This is a genomic window from Sphingomonas segetis (assembly GCF_009720245.1).
GTDB classification, from domain to species: Bacteria; Pseudomonadota; Alphaproteobacteria; order Sphingomonadales; family Sphingomonadaceae; genus Sphingomicrobium; species Sphingomicrobium segetis.
In genome coordinates this window covers 1-4,059 of sequence record NZ_WJSQ01000197.1, presented here as the reverse complement: position 1 = coordinate 4,059, position 4,059 = coordinate 1, and the positions used below count along the sequence as shown (strand labels likewise).

Here is a 4,059-nt window from a genome sequence, read left to right as displayed (position 1 = left end):
GCTGCGGTGAGGCGTCGCGGCCAGCGCGGCGACGGGGGCCTCGACCACGGAAGCCTGGCCGAGCAGGGCAGGGGTCTCGACGTTCCACGTCGGCAGCGCCAGCGGCGCAAAGGCCATGATGACGAGCGCGAGCAGCCCGATATGCGCGACCCACGAGCGCTCCGCCGCCGAACGCCGCTTCATCAGCGCGAGCAGGCCGAGCGTCAGCCCGGCGACGAACAGCGACTTGAGCGCGATTGCGATCAGGACGGTCATCACTTGCCTCCCTTGGCCGCGCGCGCGCGGGCGATCATCTGCTCGAGCTCATCGAGCTCGTCTTCCTTGAGCTTCTCCGACATGCCGAGAAGCGCGCTCGCGGCGTTCGCCGGCGAGCCGTTGAAGAACACTCGGACGATCTCGCTCAGCGCCGACTTCTTGGCGACCGTGTCCGATACCGCGGGGCTGTACAGGAACCCGCGCGGCGATTCGCTGCGCTGGACATAGCCTTTGTCCTCGAGCCGCTTGAGCATTGCGCGCACGGCGGACCCACTCAGCTGGTCGGGCAGCGCCTCGCAGATCTCGGCGACGAGCACCGGCCCCAGCTCGTAGAGAATGTCGACGATCTGCCTTTCACGCGGCGGAAGCTTGCTGAGCATGGCCAATCCTGTTTCCCGGGCGGCAGAATCGCCGCGCTACATTTGTAGAGTGCTACATTTGTAGCGGGAGCGCAAGCCCAATTTCTAGCAGCGACGGGCGGGCAGGGCAGCGTGGTTCGATGAACGGCGGAGCCGATGCTGCGGAAGGGCTCGACAGGCTGGCGGATGGGGTGGGATTCGAACCCACGGACGCTTGCACGTCGCCGGTTTTCAAGACCGGTGCCTTAAACCGCTCGGCCACCCATCCATTTCGGCAGCCGCATATCGTCCGGCGCGGCGGGCTGTGCAAGGCGCACGATGAACCAAGCTGGCCTGCCGTAGGTTTTCCCCTAGCCTCGGATGTAGGCGAGGAGGCGTAATTGTCGGTGAGTACATGGTTTTGGGTTGCGGCGTCCGCCGCGTCGATCGGATCGGCCGCTGCGCCGGAAGCTTCGCCGCCGCCGCCGGGCATCGCGCCAGAAATTGCGGCATCCGCCGCCGTCGCACAGTCCTCCGGTTACAGCTGGGACATGTACAAGACCCGCCTCGCCTCGCTTGCCCGCCTGCAAGGCATCCGCGAGGCGACGATCCGGACCTATGTTCCGACGATCGAGAAGAACGACCGCGTCATCGAGCTGGAATCGACCGAGCCGGTGGCGCGCTCGTCGGGCGGGGTCGTCGGCGCGCTCGCGCCATATCTGCGCCGGCACGTCACACGTTCGATCATCGCCCGCGGGCATGCCAATTACGCCGACCATTACAACGAGCTCCGGCGGCTCGAGGCGCGCTACGGAGTCGACCCCGCGGTGCTGATGGCGATCTGGGGCCATGAGACGAGCTACGGAGCCGTCACAGGAAGCACCGACCTGCTCAACGCGCTCGCAAGCCTGGGTTATTACGGCCGCAGGCGGCAGATGTTCGAGAACGAGTTCGTTTCCGCGCTGAAGCTGATCGATCTCGGGGTTCCGCGGTGGCAGCTCAAGGGGAGCTGGGCGGGCGCGACCGGTTATCCGCAATTCATGCCCTCGGTTGCTCTTCGGCTGCGCGCCGACGGCGACGGCGACGGCTATGCCGACATCTGGAACAACGAGCTCGACGGCCTCGCATCGATCGCAACATATTTGCGCGACGCGGGGTGGAAGCCGAACGTCACCTGGGGGATCCCCGTGCGGACGCCGGCCAACCTCAACCGGGCCGCGCTGGTTTCACGAATCACCGCGCCGCGCTGTCCGCAAGTGTATCGGCGGCACAGCCGCTGGTTGACCATGCGCGAGTGGCGCGCGCTCGGCGTCACGCCGGTCGGCCGCTCGCTGCCGGACACTGAAATGGCGAGCCTGATCGAGCCCGACGGCCCGAACGAAACGGCCTACCTTCTCACCACCAACTACCGCTCGATCCTCGATTACAATTGCTCGAATTTTTACGCTTTGTCGGTCGGAGTTCTGGCGGACGCGATTGCCCGGAGATAGACAGGGCCTCTCGCCAGCCTGAACCAAGGGATCACACCGCTTCGATGCCGCGCACCATCATTCTCGCCACCGCCGCTTCCGTCCTTCTCGCCAGCGCCGCTCCGGCCAAGGCGCCGCAGTTCGATACGCCCGCCAAGGTCGCCTACCTGTACGACGTCAATTCCGGGGCCGTGCTCTATGCCAAGAACGCCGACATGCGCATGCCGCCGGCTTCGCTTGCCAAGATGATGACCGCCGAAGTGGCGTTCGAGCTGATTGACCAGGGCAAGCTGCCGCTCAACAAGATGTGCACGGTCCGGCCGGAGACGTGGGAGAAGTGGCATGGGCCGAAAGCCGGCTCGACCATGTTCCTCAGCCCGAACGAACAGGTCAGCGTCGAAAATCTGCTTCACGGCATCGTCACTTTGTCCGGCAACGACGCCTCGGTCGTGCTCGCCGAGTGCATCGCGGGCACCGAGCAGGCGTTCACCGAACAGATGAACGCGCTCGCCAAGCGTATCGGTCTGACCAACAGCCACTTCGGAACCGCCAATGGCTGGCCGGACGACGGCGTGACCTACGTCACCGCGCGCGACCTCGCGACCCTGGCCGCGTCGGAGATCACGAACCATTACAAGCTCTACAAGAAATTCTACTCACAGCCGAGCTTCAGCTGGGGCAAGACCATGGGCGGGCAGGCGATCTCGCAGGACAACCGCAATCCGATCCTCGGCAAGGTGCCGGGTGCGGACGGCCTCAAGACTGGCCACACGGAGGAGGCAGGTTACGGCTTCACGGGCTCGGCCGAGCAGAACGGGCGCCGCCTGATCGAAGTGCTCGCCGGAATGGACAGCTGGAACCAGCGCGTCCAGGAATCGACTCGGCTGATCCAGTGGGGCTTCAATGCCTGGGAGGACAAGGCGCTATTCAAGGCCGGTGCGAAGGTCGGCAGCGCCCAGGTCCAGCTCGGGAGCGAAAGCGAAGTGCCGCTGATGGCGCCGCGCGACCTCGCGGTCACCGTGCCCAGCGCGCTGTCGCTCACGGGCAGCCCGATCACCATGAAGATCCGTTACCAAGGACCGCTGAAGGCGCCGATCGCCAAGGGACAGGAGGTTGCGCAGCTGGTCATCACCACTGGCGACACGCCGCCGCAGATCGTGCCGCTGGTCGCCGGCGAAGAGGTCGGCCGTGCCGGCTTCTTCGGCCGCGTCTGGCTCGGGCTCAAGCAGCTCGTCGGGATGGCGTGACGTCGCGCGGACGCTTCATCACGCTCGAAGGCGGCGAGGGGGCAGGCAAGTCGACACAGGTCAAGGCGCTGGCCGAAGCGCTGCGCGACCGCGGCATCGACGTGCTGGTCACGCGCGAGCCGGGCGGAAGCGAAGGGGCGGAGAAGATCCGTGAGCTATTACTGGCCGGACCCGAGGAGAGATGGGGGGCGCGGGCTGAAGCATTGCTCTTCGCCGCCGCCCGCGCGGACCACGTGGAAAAGACGATTGCTCCGGCTCTTGAGGCTGGGCGCTGGGTAGTGAGCGACCGTTTCGTCGACAGCTCGCTCGCTTACCAGGGCGGCGCCGGCGGGCTCGGGATCGAGGCGGTGCGCGAGATCAACGCCTTCGGAATCGGCCAGTGCTTTCCCGACCGCACGCTGGTCCTCGCTTTGCCCGAGGGCGGCGCAAGAGCCCGAGCGCGCGACAATGAGGAGAGCGACCGAATCGGCGGCCGGCCCGAAGGCTATCACCAGAAAGTCGACCTCGCCTTCCGGCTCCTCGCAGCGGAGGAGCCCGACCGGGTCCGCCTGGTCGACGCGTCGGGCAGGGCGGATGAAGTGACCCGGTGCCTCGTCGAGGCCGTTGCGGACATGCTTCCATGATCGTCGGCCAGGAGAGGGCCGTCGAGCAGTTCACCGCCGCCTGGGCGGGCCGCAAGCTTCATCACGCCTGGCTGCTCGCCGGCCCGCGCGGCGTCGGCAAAGCGAGCTTCGCGCATGCCGCCGCGCG

5 protein-coding genes and 1 tRNA gene are annotated in these 4,059 nt (G+C 66.6%); 3 read left to right on the top strand and 3 right to left on the bottom strand.

Annotation, left to right across the window (positions count from 1 at the left end; genetic code table 11):
* The 3 genes from GH737_RS13460 to GH737_RS13450 all read right to left on the bottom strand — a co-directional run.
* On the bottom strand, positions 1–255 hold a 255-nt coding region (locus GH737_RS13460), incomplete at its 3' end, for a hypothetical protein (protein ID WP_155265306.1).
* On the bottom strand, positions 255–635 hold the full coding sequence (locus GH737_RS13455; RefSeq protein ID WP_155265305.1) for a BlaI/MecI/CopY family transcriptional regulator: 381 nt from the start codon (positions 633–635) through the stop codon (positions 255–257). The genes GH737_RS13455 and GH737_RS13460, both read right to left, overlap by 1 nt.
* Before the next feature lie 159 nt (positions 636–794).
* Positions 795–882: transfer RNA gene (locus GH737_RS13450), tRNA-Ser, on the bottom strand.
* A gap of 118 nt (positions 883–1,000) precedes the next feature.
* Between GH737_RS13450 and GH737_RS13445 the strand changes: the two genes are divergently transcribed.
* The 3 genes from GH737_RS13445 to tmk are packed head-to-tail and all read left to right on the top strand — an operon-like array spanning position 1,001 to position 3,932.
* Positions 1,001–2,083: a lytic murein transglycosylase gene (locus tag GH737_RS13445; protein WP_230558812.1), complete on the top strand. Its 1,083-nt coding sequence runs from the start codon at positions 1,001–1,003 to the stop codon at positions 2,081–2,083.
* 44 nt (positions 2,084–2,127) lie between these two features.
* Positions 2,128–3,309: a D-alanyl-D-alanine carboxypeptidase family protein gene (locus GH737_RS13440; RefSeq protein ID WP_155265304.1), complete on the top strand. Its 1,182-nt coding sequence runs from the start codon at positions 2,128–2,130 to the stop codon at positions 3,307–3,309.
* Positions 3,306–3,932, top strand: a complete 627-nt coding sequence (gene tmk / locus GH737_RS13435; protein ID WP_155265303.1) for a dTMP kinase — start codon at positions 3,306–3,308, stop codon at positions 3,930–3,932. Before GH737_RS13440 ends, tmk begins: the two co-directional genes overlap by 4 nt.
* Positions 3,933–4,059: the final 127 nt, after the last annotated feature.